Annotated in this window: 15 protein-coding genes; 13 read left to right on the top strand and 2 right to left on the bottom strand. The window is 61.6% G+C overall.

The annotated features are described in order from the left end of the window. The first annotated feature begins 61 nt into the window (after nucleotides 1-61). From ACX80B_RS03145 to ACX80B_RS03125, 5 genes are all read left to right on the top strand, one after another. On the top strand, nucleotides 62-1,882 hold the full coding sequence (locus tag ACX80B_RS03145; protein WP_459292978.1) for a glycoside hydrolase family 2 protein: 1,821 nt from the start codon (nucleotides 62-64) through the stop codon (nucleotides 1,880-1,882). Between the two features lie 40 nt (nucleotides 1,883-1,922). After that, nucleotides 1,923-2,675 (top strand): ArsR/SmtB family transcription factor, encoded by a 753-nt coding sequence (locus tag ACX80B_RS03140; RefSeq protein WP_459292976.1) that lies wholly within the window; start codon nucleotides 1,923-1,925, stop codon nucleotides 2,673-2,675. A 3-nt stretch (nucleotides 2,676-2,678) separates the two neighbouring features. Further along, nucleotides 2,679-3,491, top strand: coding sequence for a nucleoside/nucleotide kinase family protein (locus ACX80B_RS03135; protein ID WP_459292974.1), 813 nt, complete (start codon nucleotides 2,679-2,681; stop codon nucleotides 3,489-3,491). A 577-nt stretch (nucleotides 3,492-4,068) separates the two neighbouring features. After that, on the top strand, nucleotides 4,069-5,307 hold the full coding sequence (locus tag ACX80B_RS03130; protein WP_459292972.1) for a benzoate/H(+) symporter BenE family transporter: 1,239 nt from the start codon (nucleotides 4,069-4,071) through the stop codon (nucleotides 5,305-5,307). 273 nt (nucleotides 5,308-5,580) lie between these two features. Next, complete coding sequence (locus ACX80B_RS03125) at nucleotides 5,581-7,041, top strand: L-lactate permease (RefSeq protein WP_459292970.1); 1,461 nt, start codon at nucleotides 5,581-5,583, stop codon at nucleotides 7,039-7,041. Between the two features lie 83 nt (nucleotides 7,042-7,124). Here ACX80B_RS03125 and ACX80B_RS03120 read toward each other — a convergent pair whose 3' ends face one another. Continuing rightward, nucleotides 7,125-8,006 (bottom strand): universal stress protein, encoded by an 882-nt coding sequence (locus ACX80B_RS03120; RefSeq protein ID WP_459292968.1) that lies wholly within the window; start codon nucleotides 8,004-8,006, stop codon nucleotides 7,125-7,127. Nucleotides 8,007-8,207: 201 nt separating this feature from the next. Here ACX80B_RS03120 and ACX80B_RS03115 point away from each other — a divergent pair, with 201 nt between their 5' ends. Further along, nucleotides 8,208-9,683 (top strand): NCS1 family nucleobase:cation symporter-1, encoded by a 1,476-nt coding sequence (locus ACX80B_RS03115; RefSeq protein ID WP_459292966.1) that lies wholly within the window; start codon nucleotides 8,208-8,210, stop codon nucleotides 9,681-9,683. A 92-nt stretch (nucleotides 9,684-9,775) separates the two neighbouring features. Beyond that, nucleotides 9,776-10,495, top strand: a complete 720-nt coding sequence (locus ACX80B_RS03110) for an aspartate/glutamate racemase family protein (RefSeq protein WP_459292964.1) — start codon at nucleotides 9,776-9,778, stop codon at nucleotides 10,493-10,495. A gap of 2 nt (nucleotides 10,496-10,497) precedes the next feature. Here ACX80B_RS03110 and ACX80B_RS03105 read toward each other — a convergent pair whose 3' ends face one another. Further along, complete coding sequence (locus ACX80B_RS03105; protein ID WP_459292962.1) at nucleotides 10,498-10,704, bottom strand: hypothetical protein; 207 nt, start codon at nucleotides 10,702-10,704, stop codon at nucleotides 10,498-10,500. Nucleotides 10,705-11,009: 305 nt separating this feature from the next. Between ACX80B_RS03105 and ACX80B_RS03100 the strand changes: the two genes are divergently transcribed. The 6 genes from ACX80B_RS03100 to ACX80B_RS03075 are packed head-to-tail and all read left to right on the top strand — an operon-like array spanning nucleotide 11,010 to nucleotide 17,349. Next, nucleotides 11,010-12,110, top strand: a complete 1,101-nt coding sequence (locus ACX80B_RS03100) for a LacI family DNA-binding transcriptional regulator (RefSeq protein ID WP_459292960.1) — start codon at nucleotides 11,010-11,012, stop codon at nucleotides 12,108-12,110. Between the two features lie 3 nt (nucleotides 12,111-12,113). Beyond that, complete coding sequence (locus ACX80B_RS03095) at nucleotides 12,114-13,280, top strand: enolase C-terminal domain-like protein (RefSeq protein WP_459292959.1); 1,167 nt, start codon at nucleotides 12,114-12,116, stop codon at nucleotides 13,278-13,280. A 58-nt stretch (nucleotides 13,281-13,338) separates the two neighbouring features. Then, the gene (locus ACX80B_RS03090; RefSeq protein WP_459292957.1) at nucleotides 13,339-14,304 is read left to right on the top strand and encodes a tripartite tricarboxylate transporter substrate binding protein; all 966 of its coding nucleotides are present in this window, start codon (nucleotides 13,339-13,341) and stop codon (nucleotides 14,302-14,304) included. Nucleotides 14,305-14,311: 7 nt separating this feature from the next. Then, on the top strand, nucleotides 14,312-15,841 hold the full coding sequence (locus ACX80B_RS03085; protein WP_459292955.1) for a tripartite tricarboxylate transporter permease: 1,530 nt from the start codon (nucleotides 14,312-14,314) through the stop codon (nucleotides 15,839-15,841). Beyond that, complete coding sequence (locus ACX80B_RS03080; protein WP_459292953.1) at nucleotides 15,838-16,281, top strand: tripartite tricarboxylate transporter TctB family protein; 444 nt, start codon at nucleotides 15,838-15,840, stop codon at nucleotides 16,279-16,281. Before ACX80B_RS03085 ends, ACX80B_RS03080 begins: the two co-directional genes overlap by 4 nt. A gap of 12 nt (nucleotides 16,282-16,293) precedes the next feature. Then, a complete protein-coding gene (locus ACX80B_RS03075) occupies nucleotides 16,294-17,349 on the top strand; it encodes a tartrate dehydrogenase (protein WP_459292951.1) in 1,056 nt (351 codons plus the stop codon). The last annotated feature ends 5 nt before the right edge of the window (nucleotides 17,350-17,354 follow it).

The raw sequence follows: 17,354 nt of genomic DNA, 5'->3' as shown, positions 1-17,354 counted from the left end.
CCTCCCCTGCAGCTGACTGCCTGGACTTTACAGCGCTGGAAATCTGAGTCAGGATATCCGCATGCCCAACATATCTTCGACCTCTGCCAGCAGCCAGGACGGCACCTACCCACGCCCCCAATTGGTGCGTGGTGCCTGGCAGGACCTTTCCGGAGAGTGGGCCTTTGCGCACGACGACGGCGACGACGGCGTGGATGCCGGCTGGGCCTTGGGCTCGCACGACTTCCCGCGCACCATCACGGTCCCTTTTCCGCCCGAGTCCGCCAAGTCGGGCATCGGCGACACCGGATTCCACCCCGTCGTTTGGTACAAGCGCACCATCACCGCCGACGACATCGCCGCGGCCGGCCGTGCCAATGACGACGACCGCATCCTGATGCACTTCGGCGCCGTCGACTACCGTGCCGCCGTCTGGCTGGATGGGCAGCTTCTGGGAACCCACGAAGGTGGACAGACCCCGTTTTCTTTCGATATCACAGGGCACACCAGCACCGGCGAGGATCTTACTCTCGTCGTCCGGGCCCAAGATGATCCGCACGATGTTTCCCAACCGCGCGGCAAGCAGGACTGGCTCGAGGATCCGCACGTCATTTGGTACCACCGCACCACGGGCATCTGGCAGCCGGTGTGGCTGGAGGCCGTCCCGGCAACGCATGTGCACAACATTGCCTGGCAGTCGGATGTACCCGCCGGAACAGTGCAGCTCGACGTCGAACTTTCACGCCGTCCGAGCGCCGCGGTCAAAGTCCGGGTTGAGCTGAGCTACGGCGACCAGCACCTCGGCACGCAGGAGCTCGCCACTTCCGAACCGCGCACCCGGATGAGCTGCGCGATCGCCCGTCAGGCAAATGGCCAGGCGTACGAGTCCCTGCTCTGGTCCCCCGAACATCCGCGCCTGATTGATGCCCATGTGACTGTGCTCGACGACGACGGCACGGTCCTTGACGAGCTCTGGTCCTACCTCGGATTGCGCAGCGTCGGCGAAGCCGGTGGACATTTCCTGCTGAACGACCGGCCTTACTACGTCCGCTCCGTGCTCGAGCAGGGCTTCTGGCCGGAGTCGCACCTCACCGCCCCGGACGCACAGGCGATCCGCGACGAGGTCCAGCTGATCAAAGACCTCGGCTTCAACTCCGCCCGCCTGCACGAAAAAGTCGAGGATCCGCGCTTCCTGTACTGGGCAGACCGCCTTGGCTTGCTGATTTGGGGCGAAATGGGGAGCACCTTCGAGTTCTCCACCACCGCCGTCGAACGGGTTACGCGTGAATGGATGAGCGTGCTGAAGCGGGACCGCTCCCACCCCTGCATTGTCACTTGGGTCCCGATGAACGAAAGCTGGGGTGTCCAGCACATCTCGCACGACCCCGCGCAACTGCATTTCGCGCAGGCCATGTACCACCTGACGAAGGCCTTGGACCCGTCCCGTTCGGTTATTTCCAATGACGGCTGGGAGCATGCGGATTCGGATCTGATGACCATCCACGACTACGCGACGACGCATGACAGTTTGCTGTCCCATTACCAGGATCCCCAGGCCGTACAGGCACTCATCGACGGAATCGGCCCGGCCGGACGTAGGTTGATGGCGCTGCCCACCGGCAAGCGGGATCAGCCGGTGATGGTGTCGGAATTCGGCGGCGTTTCCTATGCCCCGGACAGCGCCATCGACACCTGGGGATATTCGACGGCGGCATCCCCCGAGGAGTTCGCCGACCAGCTTCAGGGCCTCTTCTCGGCACTGTATGCCAGCCCCGTCCTGGCGGGCTTCTGCTACACGCAGCTCACCGACACCTTGCAGGAAGCGAACGGCCTGACCGACGAACACCGCAAGCCAAAACTCCCTGTTGAAACCATCCGCAAAATCGTGACCGGGAACCTCTAAACCCTATACATGTGACCATATGGTCACCTATTATTAGAGCGTGGATGCAGTATTCAAGGCGTTGGCCGACCCGACCCGGAGAGACCTGCTCGACGAGCTCTTCCGGTCGGACGGACAGACACTGAGTGCGCTCGAAGCCCGCTTCGACATCACACGCTTCGGGGTCATGAAGCACCTGAAGCTGCTCGAGCAAGCCGGCCTGGTTGTCACCAGGCGCCGGGGACGTGAAAAACTCCATTTCCTGAACCCGGTACCTATCCGGCTCATCCACGACAGATGGGTGAGCAAATATGCAGAACCGTGGGCCGCGGGACTGAGCGGCCTGAAATCGAGATTGGAAAGTCCGATGGAGAAGATTTTCGAAATCTATATCCGCACCACCCCCGAGGCTCTCTGGGAAGCCATCACCGACAGCGAGATCAGGAGCAAGTACCAGTTCGGCAACACGATCACCTCCGACTGGACGCCGGGTTCCCGCTTCGAGATGAGCAATCCGAAGGCCGGGGAACCGCTCGGCGAAGGCGAAAACCTGGAGGTCGATCCGCCACGCCGCCTGGTGCAGAGCATGACCGCGTTGTGGGACGAGGACGTGAAAAGCGAGGGAACCTCGAGGATCACCTGGGAGATTGAACCCGTCGGCGACTCCTGCCGCCTCACGGTGACCCACGACCAGCTCAGGGAAGGTGCAAACGATCAGCTCTACGGTGGCTGGCCAATGATCCTCTCCGGCCTGAAGACCTGGCTGGAGACAGGCGAGGTACTGACGACGCCGGGGTCGCTTATGTACAGCTGAGAAGTGATTGCAGTGCAATCACTTCCTAAAATGAATATCACCCCGACGGCGGCCAGCCGTCTGTTGCAACGATGCGGCACCAGTTCAGGTTGTAGTTCCGGTGAGGAGTCGGTTGTAGGACACCTGCCGTACCTGAGGGAAACTGGACACATGGACCTTCAGGGCATTCCGGCAATCGCTGATTTCATCAGTACCCAACTGCCCGCTGCCCACCGTACATTGATCGGCATCGATGGAGTCGACGGAAGCGGCAAAACGACCTTCGCAAACACTCTGGCCATGTCGTTTCCAAGTCGGCAGACGGCCGTGATTCACGTCGACGACTTCCTCAATCCGCCAGAGGTCCGACATCGTCGGGGCCGCCACTCCCCGGAAGGGTTCTGGTTAGACAGCTATGACTACGAGGCGCTGTGGCGAGACGTCATCGAACCGCTGCTCCCATCCGGTACCGGGATCTACCGCGCAGCGTCATTCGACCCATCGAAGGACAAGGCTTTACAACCATCGCCCCAACAATCCGCGACAGATACGGTTGTCATTATCGAAGGAATGTTCCTTCACCTGGACGAGCTCGTCAATGTCTGGGATCTTTCGCTGTTTCTCGATGTGCCCTTCGACGAGACGGCACGGCGAATGGCGACCAGGGACGGCACTGAAGCGGATCCAGAACATCCATCCATGCGTCGTTACGTTGGTGGCCAGCGTATGTACTTCGCAGCAGCACGGCCTTGGGAGCGAGCGGACCTCGTCATCGACAACTCCGACCCCGGTTTTCCGAAAGTAATCGATCCTGCTCAAAGCTCAGCAATCGGGTAGTCAAGGGGAAACTGGAACACCGGCCTGTCTCCCGTTCGTTCATAGCTGCGCCCGCCCAGTCGCGGGCACCCCAACCGAGCGAAACTAGGGTCAGGGATTGTCTAGTCGCCCCGGGGAAAGAGCTAGAAAAATCCGATCTGGAAACACCGGCCAGGCATGTCGTGGGGGTTTTCCTGCCTGTCTTCGGACCTCAGAGTGTGGTCACAGTGGCGGGTTTCGTGCGTTCTGGCCGTGTCATGTAGGCGCGGTATTGCGAATACCCAATAAGCAGCAACGTGATGGCACGGAGAAATGTCGCAACCCTTGCGATTACCGTTACGAATTGATCGGCTACCGGGATTGACACCGCCCAAGCTTCGACCGGTAGATTTCGTCTCCGAACCCGCAATGCGGCTACTACGTTGGTGTTCAGGACGTACTTCACAGTTGCGGGCTTCGAGCGGTAAGGACAAGCCGCTGGCGTAGCCGGAAACCCACGCTCCGATACCGATCCATATCCGAAACACCCCCACTCATACGCCGCATTTCCGCTACAGTGATGCGCAACCTCGGGGACGGACCAAGAAGGCGGGCGCTGATGGCGAGGACATTGACCAAACCGGATCGACCGAACGGACCGGGCCTCCGAGCCTCCATGTCGCTGTCCGCGGTGACGGCCGGTTTTGTTGCCGTGGCGGTCTCTTATGCGGGACCTATGCTGGTCGTTCTGCAGGCCGCGCACAGTGCCGGGCTCAGCACGGAGCAGACGACGTCGTGGATCTGGGCCATCGCAGTGGCGAGCGGCGTAACCTGCATTGCCCTCAGCCTGTTTACCCGCCAGCCGGTCGTCGTCGCCTGGTCCATTCCCGGCGCGGCCCTGCTGCTGACAGCTCTCGGAGATTACGACTACAGCGATGCCATTGGCGCTTATATCGTGGCCGCACTGCTGGCATTGGTCCTCGGCGCCACCGGTCTCTTCGGAAAACTGTTGGCCATCGTCCCCAAACCGGTGATGGCGGCCGTGTTGGCCGGCGTCCTGTTGCCCTTCGTCCTCAACGTGGCCTCCGCCGTCGTCGATTCCCCTCTTATTGCCGGTGGACTGGTGGCCGCGTTCCTGATTGGCCGACGGATCACACCCCGCTATGCCGTGCTGCTGGCTGTGCTGGTGGGGGCGGTCCTCAGTGCAGTTAGCGGGCAGGCCAACGCGCCGGCGCTCGAATTCGATATGAGTGGCCCGATCTGGACCACTCCGACCTTCGATTTCCAGACCATCATGAGCATCTCCATCCCGCTGATGATCGTCACGATGGCCGGACAAAACGGCCCCGGACTGGCTGTAATGCACACCTCCGGCTATCAGGTCAACGACAAACTCATCCTCAGTGGAGCGTCGCTAGCCTGGTTGGTTTCCGCGCCGTTCGGCTCCCACGGCATCAATCTGGCAGCAGTAACCGCCGGGATCTGCTCCGGCCGGGAAGCGCACGAAGACCTGCGGCGCCGCTATATCGCCGGGCTCTTCTGCGGTATCTTCTACATCCTGTTTGGACTCTTCAGCAATGCCGCGGTGTCGCTCTTCGCCGCCGTCCCGGAAGAAATGATGACGGCGCTGGCCGGCGTCGCGCTGCTCAGCGCCCTGCAAAGTTCCTTTATCGACACGATCTCCGGCGTCAAAGAACATCCCATTGCGGTCGAAGCCGCCATCATCACGCTGGTCGTGACAGCGTCGGGAATCGCGCCGATGGGCATCGTCTCGCCGTTCTGGGGACTGCTGGCCGGCAGCGCCGCTTACCTCCTGCTCCGCCGGTACAGCCGAACCGCCGCAGGATCACCTGCCTGAACAACGACGTCGGCGCATCAGCCCCGCAGCCGCAGTTCAGCCCACTGCAGCGACCTGACTGGCGGCTAACGTGCTGACCGGGCGGGCCCACCGGGCGGTAACGTGCTGACCGGGCGGACCCACCGGCGGTAACGTGCTGACCGGGCGGGCCCCCAGCGAACTTCCGGGGGCCATAGCGGCTAAGATTGCTCTCCGGAGCGACGGTACTCGAATAACGGCTCCTCCTGACTGAAATTTGCTGCTGCATCGTTGCGGCCCCGCGGAGGTGCATGGATGGTTGACTGGACGACGGCGTTACTCGCGTCGGCGCCGATACTCGTCGCCTGCGCGTTGTTGGCCACCGGCCTGAAGTCACACTTTGCCGCCTCCGCCGCGGTACTGACCGCCGTCGTCGTCAGCTGGATTGCCTTCCCCATCTCCACCGGAAACGCCACTGAATTCACGGCGTCTTTGGGCCCGCTCATCATTGAGGTCCTGCTGATCATCCTCGGCGGTGTGATGCTCGGCGGACTGTTGCGTGCCTCCGGGGCGCAGGCGACAATCTCGACGTGGATCGAGGCCGCCTGTTCCACACCTCAGCGGGCGGTGCTGCTCGTGGTCCTGGGCATCACGCCCTTCGCCGAATCGGTGACCGGTTTCGGTCTTGGTGTGATTGTAGGAATCCCGATTCTGCTTCACTTCGGCCTCTCCCCCGCCCGGGCGGCGACAGTCGGGTTGATGGGGCTCGTCCTCGGCGCCTGGGGATCGCTCGGACCGGGGACCCTTGTGGCGTCGGAATTGGGCAATGTCAGCTTCCGCGCGCTGGGCACCTGGAGCGCGGTGTTCACCCTGCCGGTGTTGCTGGTGATGAGCCTGACCGCGCTGCTGCTGGGTTTCGGATTCCGCCGCGCCGCTCCCTATATCCCGCATGCGGTGGGCGTCAGCCTGCTCATGTGGGGCGTGCTGATCGGCTTCAACTACTTCGTCTCGGTTCCGCTGGCCGGCGTCGCGGCATCGCTGGTCTCCATCGCGGCGACCCTGGTGATCGCCAATATCAGGGACGGCTCGCGGGCGGCGCTCCGGGGCCCGATCCGCCGGGCAGTCCTTCCGTACTCCGTGCTGATTGTCGGACTGCTGATCACCAGCATCCTGGTTGATCTCCTCAACATAGAAGGCGCCGGCGAGTATGTGGCAAGTCCTGCGACGTGGCTGCTGCTGACCTGCCTGCTGACTCCGGCGCTGGTGCGGATGCGCGGTGTCAGGTTATCCAGGTTGATCGTCGAGGGTCTCGGCGCCTGGTGGACGATCGCGTACTCAACCAGTGCGTTTTTGGTGCTCGGCGGACTGCTCGCCGCCAGCGGAATGAGCAGCGCCCTGGCCGGTTACGCTGCGCAGCTCGGGCCGGCCTACCTGGCGCTCATTCCGGTAGTCGGCGGGCTCGGCGGCTTCATCACCGGCTCGAACACCGGATCCGCCGCGATGTTCTCCACCAGCACGGTGCAGGCCGCCAACGCGTTGAACAGCAGCGCGCTGATTGCCCTGGCCGGCCAGAACGCGGCGGCCTCCGTCACCTTCATGGCGGCTCCGCCACGGGTGGCCCTGGCCATCGCCGTCGCCGAGGGCGGCAAATCCTCCACCGACGCCACCACACCCGACGCCGGACCCATCCAGTTCGGCAGTGTTTTCAAACCTGTGGTTTTGGCTAATGCCGGAGTCGCGGCCATCCTCGGCATCGCCTGCTTCTTGCTGGCGTAACTCGGGTTTTCCGGCTTGGCGGAGCGATGGGACTGGTGCGCCGGCGAAGCCGCTGGCGCAACGGTCCAGCGCAGCGGGAGCAGCTACGCCGTCGGGGACTGATCGAGCGACACGTGATCGCGCGGCACAACGACCATAGGCACGGGCAGTGAGCGGAGCATCTTGTTCGCCGTGGTCCCGAGGAAGAGCTGGCTGCGCTTCGCCAGCCGGCTGGACCCGATCAGGACGATTTCACTTTCTTCCCACTTGAGGTCTTCTATCGCGTCCTCGATGGTCTTCCCGCGTGCGACGGCGGCACTCAATTCCGTCCCGGCCGTTACACTTTCGCAGGCCTGCTCCAGCACCTCTTGCGCGTGCGCCTGCGCCTGCTCGACGGCCCGCTGGCCATTGTCGTCGTCGTGCGCGTCCAAGGCGAGAAGCGAAATCAGCCGCAGGGGAACATGGCGCAAGGCTGCGGCATCCACGGCTACGTCGAAGAGTGTTTCCGAGCCGGGCCGGGTACCGATGGCGCAGGTGATCCGGGTGATGCTGGCCGGCGCCTCGTAACCTGACGGCGCCAGGGCCAGCGGGACCGGCGAAGCATGCAGCAGCGAGCTGGCGACCGAACCGACGGTGAACCGCTTGAGGAAACCATTGCGGGCAGCGCCGACGACGATCAGGTTGGCTTCACCTTCGGTCGCCGCGTCGATAAGACCTTCGGCGAATGAATGCGCGTATCGGAGCTGCTTGGCAGCGGAGACATCGCCGGGAATCATCTCCAGGGCTTCATCGAGCCACTCCTGCGCACGACCGGCGCGGATTTCCTGCACATTCCGCTCGGGACCGGAAGCTGCGTCGATGGGCGCCGGCCCATCCAGGACGTGGACGACCTCCAGCCGGGCGCCCGGATTCCGCGCCAGAACGGCAGCCAGCGCAAGAGCGTCCGCTCCCCGTGAATCAGGAGTGTAACCAACGATGTACCGCATGGACGATCCGCCCTCTCTGTCGTGACATTGCCTACGGACGTGTTGGCCCAAGGCTGATGTGCATCAAGCAGTATCAGCATCGGGAGCGGATACGCAATATCGATTACCCGCCGAAACAGCTTTGACCGTGAGCCCGATCACGCGTACGCTTCTTTCAATTACCGAGAAACAGATTTCATAGTACGGAATTCCAGGTATTCAGTGACTACATTCAATCAGGCTCAAACGACAGATCTTCAAGTCAGCCCCCGCTTGTATAACTACGATCTAGCCCCCACCAAAAAGGCTGGCCGGCGATGGGGCTCCTACAACATCTTCACGCTATGGGCCAACGATGTGCACAGCCTGGGCAACTACGCCTTTGCGATCGGGCTCTTCGCGCTGGGCCTCGGAGTCTGGCAGATCATGCTGACGTTCCTGCTTGGTTCGCTCCTGATTTTCCTGCTGCTGACCCTGTCCGGTTTCATGGGTGAGAAGACCGGCGTTCCGTTTCCGGTGATGAGCCGGATCGCATTCGGAATCAGCGGAGCACAGATTGCTGCGCTGGTGCGCGGCGGAGTGGCCATCGTCTGGTTCGGCATCCAAACCTACCTCGCCGCGGCGGTACTGAATGTGCTGCTCCTGGCGCTGTTCCCATCCCTTGAATCGCTCACCGAAATTTCGATTCTGGGATTGTCTGCACTCGGATGGATCTCGTTCATCTCCCTCTGGATAGTCCAGGTGGTAATCGTCAGTTACGGCATGGGCATGATCCGCAAATACATGGCCTACGTCGGACCGATCATCCTGACCACTATGCTCGCGATCGCCATCTGGATGTTCATTGAAGCCGGTGGATCCATCGCGCTTTCCACTGACAAGAGCCTGACCGGCGGCGGGATGTGGTTGCAGATCTTCCAGGGAGCCGCCCTGTGGGTCGTCATCTACGGCACATTCGTACTCAATGTTTGCGACTTCACCCGGTCGGCCAAGAGCAAGGCGGCCATCGTCAAGGGCAACATCATCGGCATCCCGGTCAACATGCTCTTCTTCGCCGCCATCGTCGTCGTCCTGGCCGGCGCGCAGTTCGAAATTAACGGCAACATCATCACCGGACCGTCCGACATCGTCCAAACCATCCCCAACACCTTCCTGCTGGTCGTGGCCTGCGTGGCGCTTATCCTGGTCACCATCGCGGTGAATCTGCTGGCGAACTTCGTCGCCCCGATCTACATGCTCGCGAACCTGTTCCCGCGGAAACTCAACTTCCGCCGCGCCGGACTGGTCACCGCGATCATCGGTCTGGTTATCCTGCCCTGGAATCTCTACAACTCCCCCGTGGTGATTGAATACTTCCTCGGCGGCCTCGGGGCGGTCCTCGGCCCGGTATTCGGCGTCATCATCGCGGATTACTGGCTGCTCCGCCGGTCCAAAATCAATATCCCCGACCTCTATACAGATGAGCCCGACGGCGATTACCACTACCGCGCGGGCTACAATCCCCGCGCCATCATCGCCCTCATTCCGGCGGCCATCATCGCCATCGCGCTGGCCCTCGTGCCCATGTTTGCGGCCCTGTCCGGATTCTCCTGGTTCATCGGCGCAGGCCTCGCCCTGATCTTCTACTTCGGCATAGCGGACCGGAGCAAGCCAATCCGCGACGTCGACGGCGAATCGATCGCCGTCGCAAGCGAATAGCCGTCCAACGCGTCACGACCCCCGCAGCCAGACCGCCATCACCACATACATCGCACATACCGCGCACACCGCACAACGTTAGGAGGCCTGGCGTGAGAATCCTCGTCGTCAACGTCAATACCACCGAGGCCATGACCGAAGCCATTGGCCGCCAGGCAGCCGCCGTCGCGGCCCCGGGCACGGAGATCGTCCCGCTCACGCCGCTCTTCGGAGCCGACTCCGTCGAGGGCAATTACGAAAGCTATCTGGCCGCCGTCGCCGTCATGGAGACCGTCCGCTCCTATGATGGCCCGTTCGACGCCGTCATCCAGGCTGGCTACGGAGAACACGGCAGGGAGGGCCTTCAGGAACTTCTCGACGTGCCGGTTGTCGACATCACCGAAGCCGCTGCGAGCACCGCGCAATTCCTCGGGCACAAATACTCAGTCGTCACGACCTTGGACCGGACCGTGCCCCTCATCGAAGACCGGCTCAAGCTCGCCGGACTGTTCGACCGCTGCGCCTCTGTCCGGGCGAGCGGCCTCGGCGTGCTGGAACTTGAACAGGACCACGACGCCACCGTTAAGGCCATCGTTGCCGAGTCCATCCTCGCCGTGGAGCGGGATAAGGCCGAAGTAATCTGCCTTGGCTGCGGAGGCATGGCCGGACTCAACGAACGCGTCGTCGAACACACCGGCGTACCCGTAGTCGACGGCGTCGCGGCAGCAGTCACGATCGCCGAGTCGCTGGTACGAATGGGATTGTCGACGTCAAAAGTCCGGACCTTCGCGCCGCCACGGCCCAAGACCTTCAAGAACTGGCCGCCGGCATAGTTTCAGATCGTCCCGGATCCCGGCATATTCAGGCTTTTCATAAACGTAGTGAAGCTCATAGGGTCAGCTGTGACCCCAGCGGCTTGCAGAATCGTCTGAGCGAGATCGACATTGGTAGTGATTCCTTCGCTTTGCTTCAGGTCTTCCTCGTTGAGGTCATCCGCAATCCGCATACTTGCTACGACCGGCGGCTGCGGATCGGTTCGCATAGGTATCCTCGAACGTCACTGGAACGGGGACAGCGCCGTCATACATTCCGGCATGCTTCTGATCTGGTTGCCACGGCCGGTGTGGTGCTTTAACCCCATGCGAGCCCTGAATCTGGCCCTGCCCAACGGAACAAAAATTCTTCACTTTTCCGCCGGCACCGGACGGTAAAGGGTGCCCATAACCCTCCGCGACGCTGCTTGCAGAAGCGTTGAACCGACATAAGAGGTTCTCTCAAAACCATTGACATGTGTTCTACGTCTCATTACCGTAATGTTTTGTAAACGTTTTCAAACGTAGGGGCGTAATGTCCGCATCGAGTGTTTCGAGCGAGTCGTTGTCCGGGAATGCGGGCAGCAACGGCCCCATGCGCTCCGATGCTTCTGCCGCTCCGGTGCGCATCGTCGACTTGGCAAACGAGTTGGGCCTGTCAATCGCCACGGTTTCCAGAGTTTTGAACGACAGTCCGGCGGTCCGGCCCGAAGTTGCGGAACGGGTCCGCTCTCACGCAATATCCCGTGGATACGTGGCCAACCGGCTCGCGCGGTCGCTTCGATCGCGAACCCGCAGCTTCGTCGGCTTCCTGGTTCCCGCCATCGAAAATCTCGCCTACTCCATTGCTGCCGATGCATGCGCGCAGTATGTCTCCCGCTCCGGCCATCAGATGATTCTTGCCATCTCCGGTGATGATCCCGAGCTCGAATTCAACGCCCTTCGGAGTCTGGCAGAGGCCCGGGTGGGTGCAATTATCGTCGCGCCGTCGCCGTCGATGACCGCAGCGTCCCGCAAGTTGCTCGCCGGGATGTCAGTCCTCGAATTCAATCGAACCGCTGGGTTGTCCGAGAACATGGTCCTCTGCGACGAGCGGGCGGCATTTGCCGGGGCTGCCCGTCACCTGCTGAATCTGGGGCATGAATCAATCGCCTATATCGGCACCACGGACGCGGTCAGTAACGGACGCGAACGGCTTGAGGGCGTACGGGAGGAACTGGCGCGCGGTGGTAAACAACTCCGCCCGGCACACACCCGTCTGCTTCCTCCGACCGAGGGCGATGGCTACCAAGCCGCTCAGGAGCTCCTGTCCGGTCCTGATCTGCCCACTGCATTGCTGGTCGGAAGCTCCAGTTTGTCGATGGGTGTGGCGCATGCGGTGCGGGAGTTGGGTATCCGCATTCCCGATGAGCTGTCCCTCATCGTCTACGGCGACTCGCAGTGGGGACAGCTGTACAGCCCGCAGCTAAGCACCATCATGGCGCCGTATCGGGAGATGGGACAGAGCGCCGCCAACCTGGTTGCCAGCATTCTGTCGACGGAAAAGAAGGAGCCACCGCAAGTTGTAAGGATGCATGCAGAGCTCCTCTTGCGCGGCTCAACTGCCCAACCACTAAACAGGTCCAGGAGGACTTAACACATGCGCATTACTGACATCAAGATCACGGAAGTTCCCTTGGACGCGCACATCAGCAACGCCGTCATCAACTTCTCGAAGATGACGGTTTCCATGGTCGCCGTATATACCGACGCCGTCGTTGATGGGGAGCCGGTCGTGGGCTACGGCTTCCACTCCAATGGCCGCTATGCGCAAAGCGGGCTTCTCGCTAACCGGCTGCTTCCACGCTTGGAAGCGGCTGACTCCAAGGAGCTGCTCGACGACGGTACCGGCTTTATTGATCCGGTCGCCGTCCGCAAGATCGTGATGCGGAATGAAAAACCAGGCGGCCATGGCGATCGGGCGGTAGCGGTTGGAACTCTCGACATGGCGATGTGGGATCTCGCGGCGAAAGCTGCCGGCAAACCGTTGCACCGGGCATTGCAAGAGCGGTTCCGACCGGACAACCCACTGCCCGAGACCGTTTCTGTTTATGCGGCCGGTGGTTATTACCGGGAGGGCGACGACTTGTCCGAGTTGCAGCGGGAGATTAAGGAGTACCTCGGGCTCGGTTACAAGGACGTCAAGATGAAAATTGGCGGCGCATCCATCGGCGCGGACATCAAACGGATCGAATCGGTTCTTGAAGTATTGCCTGACGGTTCCCGGCTGGCGGTGGACGCCAATGGCCGGTTCGGATTGCGGGAAGCCCTGGACTACGCGGCAGCACTCGAAGCGTACGACCTGGTTTGGTACGAGGAACCATGCGACCCGCTGGACTATCAGACACACGCGGCGATAGCTCAGGAGTACGGCGGAGTCCTCGCCACCGGGGAGAATCTCTTTTCCGTTCATGAGGTGCGCAATCTCGCACGGCACGGCGGACTGCGGCCCGGAAGGGACGTACTTCAAATGGATCCGTGTCTGAGCTATGGCGTCTCCGAGTATGTCGAAATGCTCGATGTACTCGATATCCATGGCTGGCAACCGGACCGTTGCTATCCCCATGGCGGACATCAGTACAACCTGGCGGTCGCGGCAGCTTTCGGTCTCGGCGGCTGCGAATCCTACCCCCGGGTCTTCGAACCGTTTGGCGGTTTTGCAGACGAGACACCAATTACCGACGGACGGGTCCGGCTTCCGGAAGCACCCGGGATCGGCATTGAACACAAGTCAACACTTCGTGAACTGTTCAACCAACAGTTCTAAATCAGCGGCCGAAAACCGCAGTTGAAAGGAATGCATCATGGCTAGAGTTCGGACACAGATGGGCATCGCCCTACTGGCGGGTGCAGCAATGGCGCTTACCGGTTGCGGCACTACACAAAGCGGCAACGAAGCCGAGAACTATCCGACACAAGCGGTGCAATACATCATCCCCTTTGATCCGGGCGGCGAGTCGGACATCACTGCCCGACTCCAACAACAAGCGCTGGAGGACGCGATGGGGCAGTCCGTCTCGGTCTCGAACCGCCCCGGCGGTGGCGGCGCCGTGGGTTGGTCGGAACTGGCAACCAGCATTAAGCCCGATGGCCATACGCTGATGGGCGCGAATCTCCCCCACATCGTCCTTCAGCCGCTGGCCAGGGACGATGCGGGCTACGAAACAGAGCAGATCAAATGGGCCTACATATTCGAGAGCACGCCCAACGCGCTGGTCGTCTCGAAAAACAGTCCGTACGAGACGGTCGAGGACTTCGTCAAGGCAGCAGAGGAGAAGAAGCTCACCGTCGGTGGCAGCTCGTCGTTCTCCGCTAACCACATAGGAACGTTGGCACTCAACAAGGCCGCCGATATCGATCTCACCTACGTGCCGTTCAGCGGTACAGGCGCCGCTACGCCCGCCTTGCTGGGCGGCCAGGTCGATGCATTGATGACCTACAACACCGAAGCTTTGAATCTGAAGGAGCAGGGTGGCAAGGTGCTGGCCGTTGCTTCGGAGGAACCGCTTCCCGAGTTACCGGAGGCTCCAACCTTCAAAGATTCGGGTTACGACGTCGTCCAAGGTGCGTGGCGCGGCGTAGCCGTTCCACCGGACACGCCGGATGCAATCGTGCAGCAGGTCGCCGACGCATTCAAGACGGTCAATGAAGACCCCGAAGTGAAGCAGAAGATGGAAGAACTCGGATTCCATATTGAAGACATGGGCCCCGAGGAAGCGACGAAGTTTACTGAAGAGCAAACCGCAGAAGCCGAAGACCTTCTAGAGCGCTTCGGTCTCCTCAAGGACTGATGCCTCCATGTTCGTAGACATCACGCAGGCCATGGGCCAGGTAGTGACGCCGATGATGTTGCTCCTCATCATCGTCGGCGTCATTGCCGGCATGGCCGTCGGTGCGACACCGGGGCTGAGCGCTACGGTTGGGCTTGCCCTGCTGCTGCCGATCACGTTCGCAATGGATCCGACCACAGGCTTGGTCTTGATGGGCGCTTTCTACATGGGCGCAATCTATGGCGGGTCATTTACGGCCATCCTTGTCAACACTCCCGGTACGCCGTCATCGATTGCAACGACGTTTGATGGCTATCCGATGACGCAGCAGGGCCGTAGTGAAGCGGCGATCATCGCCAGCACGGTTGGGTCCGTCGTCGGAGGCGTGGTTGGGGTGCTCGGATTGCTGATCCTCGCACCGATGCTGGCCCAGGTTGTGCTGGCGTTCGGGCCGCAAGAGTACTTTTGGATGGGGATTTTCGGCCTCACCATGATCGCAGGGATTGCGCCCTCGCTCGTCAAAGGACTCGCGGCCGGCTTCCTCGGTCTGCTGATCTCCACAATCGGCATCTCACCCGTCGGCGGGGAGGTGCGATTCACCTTCGGCTTCACTCAAATGCAGGGAGGCATTCCGCTGATCGTGGCCCTTATTGGGCTGTTCACGATTCCAACAATTGTGGACATGGTTATCGCCCCAGGCTCTAGGACGGCGGCCATGGCGGCAGATGCACAAGCCAGGCAACGGGGCGGCGAGTTGAGGAGTACGCTGCGTGACCTGCTGTCCCGGCCGCTCAACCCCATCAGATCCTCCGTTATCGGAACCTTCGTTGGCATCCTGCCGGGTGCCGGAGGAAGCGTTGCGAACCTGATTGCATACAACGAGGCAAAGCGCACCTCCAAACGAAGCAAGAATTTCGGAAAGGGCGAGATTGACGGCGTCGTCGCACCGGAGGCTGCCAATAACGCCGTCGTCGGTGGCGGGATGGTCCCGCTGCTGACGCTGGGAATCCCCGGGGCACCGCCGGATGCCGTGATCTACGGCGTGCTCCTGCTGCACGGTCTGCGTCCTGGGCCTGACCTGTTCGAGGAGCAAGGCGTACTGACCTTCACCTTCATTCTCGCAGTTGGGGTATCAGCGATCCTGATGGCCCCGGTCGGCCTGGTCGCGGGCCGCGGCCTCCAGCGTGCCGTGGTCCGGACGCCAACGCACTACCTGGCACCCCTGATCGCATTGCTCACAATTGTTGGATCGTACGCTGTCCGGAACAGCGCCCTCGACGTCCTGATGATGGTGGCCCTTGGACTCATCGGCTATGGATTACGGAATGTCGGCCTGCCGCCGGCAGCAATCGTGCTCGGCGTTGTCCTGGGACCAATCATCGAAACCGGCCTGGCACAGGGACTACTAACGGCCACCGCTCAGGCGAACCCCTGGACATCGTTCTTTACCCGGCCGATCAGCCTGGTACTTATCGTCCTCGTCATTCTCGGACTGGCCTGGCCCTTGATTACTGACCGCAGGGAAAAGCGGAAGGCCGAGAGGGTGAATGCGGAATGAGGGCAAGCGTCATTTGCGGAGCGATCCTCCTCGTTGTGGCCGGTGTCTTCTGGATCCAGCGGGACTACAACGACCCGATGGTGGGTGTTTTCCCCGACTTTGTTCTGATCGTTCTTGCCGCATGCGGAGTGGGAATTCTTGTCCATGGGATCCTGCGGGGCGACCGCACCCGCCGACCGCGGCAAATCAGTCTGCGCATGTTCGCCATCGCGGCGGCGCTGGTTATCGGCTGGGCATTTGCCTTGGGAATTTTCGGCTTCACGATCAGCGGCGTGGGCGCCTTTTTGATTATGGCGCTTCTAATCCGGGAAGGCCGGCCGCGGCCGCGCGACGTGGCGCAGGACGCCGTCGTCGCCGTCGTCGTCGTAGTCGGTTGCTTTCTGATCTTCACGCGGGTCCTTCTGGTTCCGCTTCCAGTTTCCACACTTATCGGTATGTAGAAGGAGAAATGCGTGCAGTACCAAATTGCGACAATAGCCGGAGATGGAATCGGCAAGGAAGTGGTTCCGGCCGCGCAGCGCGTGCTCGAAGCTGCCGGCACCAAGTGGGATTTTAAGATGGAGTGGCAGTCCCAGGACTGGGGGTGCGAGTACTACACCCGGACGGGCGCCATGATGCCCGAAGACGGTCTTGAACAGCTCCGGGACAGTGATGCCGTATTTCTCGGTGCCGTCGGTTACCCCGGAGTTCCCGACCACATTTCGCTCTGGGGCCTGCTCATCCCCATCCGGCGCGCATTCCGCCAGCGCGTGAACTACCGCCCAATTCGGCTATTCCCGGGAATTGACGGGCCCTTACGCAACACCGGCGACGGCGTCGACTTTGTCGTCGTGCGGGAGAACAACGAAGGAGAATATTCCGAGATTGGCGGCAGGATCTACCGGGGTCTCGAGGAGGAGATCGCGATCCAGGAGTCAGTCTTCACCAGGCGCGGCGTGCGGGGCGTCATGGAATATGCCTTTGAGCTGGCAGGTCAGCGAAAGGGGCAACTGCTCTCCGCGACGAAGTCGAATGGGATTGTCCATACGATGCCGTTTTGGGACGAAGTATTCAACGAGACTGCCGCGTCGTATCCGGACATCGCGGTATCGCAAATGCACATCGACGCGTTGGCCGCGTATTTTGTCCAACGTCCGCAGTCTCTGGATGTAGTGGTCTCGTCGAACCTGTTCGGTGACATCCTGTCAGACCTCGGGGCAGCCGTCGCCGGGAGCATCGGGATCGCACCATCAGCCAATATCGACCCCACGCGGACGCACCCTTCGATGTTCGAGCCCGTTCACGGTTCCGCGCCGGACATTGCCGGCAGGGGGATCTCCAATCCAATCGGCCAGATCTGGTCAGGTGCCTTAATGCTGGAGCACCTGGGGCAAGCGGAGGCAGGCGGCGCAATCATCGACGCCATCGCCAATGTGCTCGCGAATGGCGGCCCCCGCACCGCCGACCTGGGCGGTACCGCCACGACAGAGGATGTAACCCGTGCGGTGGTCGATGCACTGACCGGCTGAGCCGG

The organism is Arthrobacter monumenti (assembly GCF_054511255.1).
Note: the sequence above shows the minus strand (reverse complement) of the source record. Positions and strands in the feature narration are given on the sequence as shown.